The following is a 1,623-nucleotide window of genomic DNA, read 5'->3' on the forward strand; positions in this document are numbered from 1 at the left end:
AAGGAGGCGACGGACCGGGCGCGGACGTTCCAGGAGCTGGAGGAGGCGGCGGAGGTCTTCGCGCAGGCGCTGGGGCCAGAGGTGGCGCGCGTCTTCGTGCTCGCGGTGACATTGCTGGTGAGTCACGGCGTGACGATGGGGTTGTCATCCGCGCTCGCGTGGATGCCGCGCTTCCCGGACGCGGTGCGGCTGGGCTCGACACAGGCGGGCTTCAACCCTGCACGTATCCTGGACGTGAGCGCGGTGGCGGTGGTTGACGGCGTGGTGGAGGTGACGCTCGCGTCCACGGCGGTGGCCATGGCCGCGGTGGGCCCGCCTCTTCCGAACAGCGCGGGAGGTCCGGGAAAGTGGGTACAGGTGAATGAGTCGATGTCCGACCGCGCCCGCGACTATCAGTCCCAGGTCACGGGAGCCCCGAAGGGCTCCGCGTATCGGGTCAAGCGAGGGGACGACGAGGTCGACTTCGACGGCTATGACCTGGATGAGAACGTTCTGCTGGACGCCAAGGGCCATGGCTACGAGCAGTTCTTCGGAAAGGACCTCCATCCGAAGAAGTTCTTCGAGGGTGTTACGCCCCTGCTGGAGCAGGCGAAACGGCAGTTGCGTGCGGCGGGCGGTACACCTGTTCGATGGGTGGTTGCCGAGGAGAAATTCGCGGACGCATTGCGTGCCCTCTTCAGGGACCAACGCATTAAGGTGGAAGTGCGTTACCTCCGTCCCACTCGATGAACACCGCGGATCAAATGCCGGACACGTACTACGTCGGGGCTTACTGGTTGGCGCGGCACGAGTCCGACGCATCTTGTGCCAGTAGAGCGGGAAGGTTGTTTGAGAGCCTGGGCCACCTCGAACCGACGTGGCGCCAGTGGCACGAGACCGGGCGGACCTTCAAGAAAGCCCAGGCACGCCAGTTCCTGACCCACCAGGAGTCCTTCTTGGAGCTGTTCGCCCGGAAGAAGAACCGTGTGGGTGATGGCTTCAGCTACTGGTTGTGGACGGGCCCGAACCCGGATGAAACAACCTCTGTCAATGGCTTCTGCGGCTCCGCGGACGCTGTGCCGACTTCGGTCTGTGTCGTCGATCCTCCGTCTCGCGGTGAAGTGGCCGAACGCGTACTGACCACACCCGTCCTGCGCGAGGTGCTCCGTGCCGTGGTGCGCTGTTGGGAGCCGGCGTGGGGCGTCGTTGCATCCCGGCAGTACCGGGACGAGGTGTCGCCTTCCTCGTCAGGGGACGTGGGCACCTTCGTGGGCTGGATGACCTACTTCTCCCGGCAATGGGGAGAGGTTCCGCCGCTCCCTGCCCCTGTGCGCGTCGAACCCGTGGAGGACCTGGGGACCCTGGTGATCCTCACGGAGGAACGCTTCACGGTGACGAACCCGGAGCACGTCCGGCTGGCCACGGAGGTGCACCAGGTTCTCGATGCAGCCGGTCTACTGCGCCCCTTGTGAGGACTCCGTCAGTGCCTGAGCTTCCTGCAAGGCTTCTGTGGCGCTGCTCCGGAGTGGCCTCCGGGTTGGAGTGGAGGCAGGGTTTGAGCAAAACGCCGTGGGGACGCGCTGGCTGCTGGCTGATGCTGCTGGTGTTCTGGGTGGGCTGCGCCAGCGGACCCACGGTGCGGCT

Annotated in this window: 2 protein-coding genes; both read left to right on the plus strand. The window is 65.6% G+C overall.

Annotated features, from left to right (window positions below; genetic code table 11):
• The coding region (locus tag K8556_RS38775; protein ID WP_223745169.1) for a Tox-REase-5 domain-containing protein at window positions 1–729 on the plus strand (729 nt) is incomplete at its 5' end.
• 14 nt (window positions 730–743) lie between these two features.
• A complete protein-coding gene (locus K8556_RS38780) occupies window positions 744–1,451 on the plus strand; it encodes an immunity 52 family protein (RefSeq protein WP_370640042.1) in 708 nt (235 codons plus the stop codon).
• Window positions 1,452–1,623: the final 172 nt, after the last annotated feature.

The organism is Corallococcus sp. AS-1-12 (assembly GCF_020036995.1).
Lineage (GTDB): Bacteria > Myxococcota > Myxococcia > Myxococcales > Myxococcaceae > Corallococcus.

Excerpts from the sequence above, each read along its gene's own strand:
- K8556_RS38780 (WP_370640042.1), top strand. The coding sequence starts at position 744 with ATGCCGGACACGTACTACGTCGGGGCTTACTGGTTGGCGCGGCACGAG.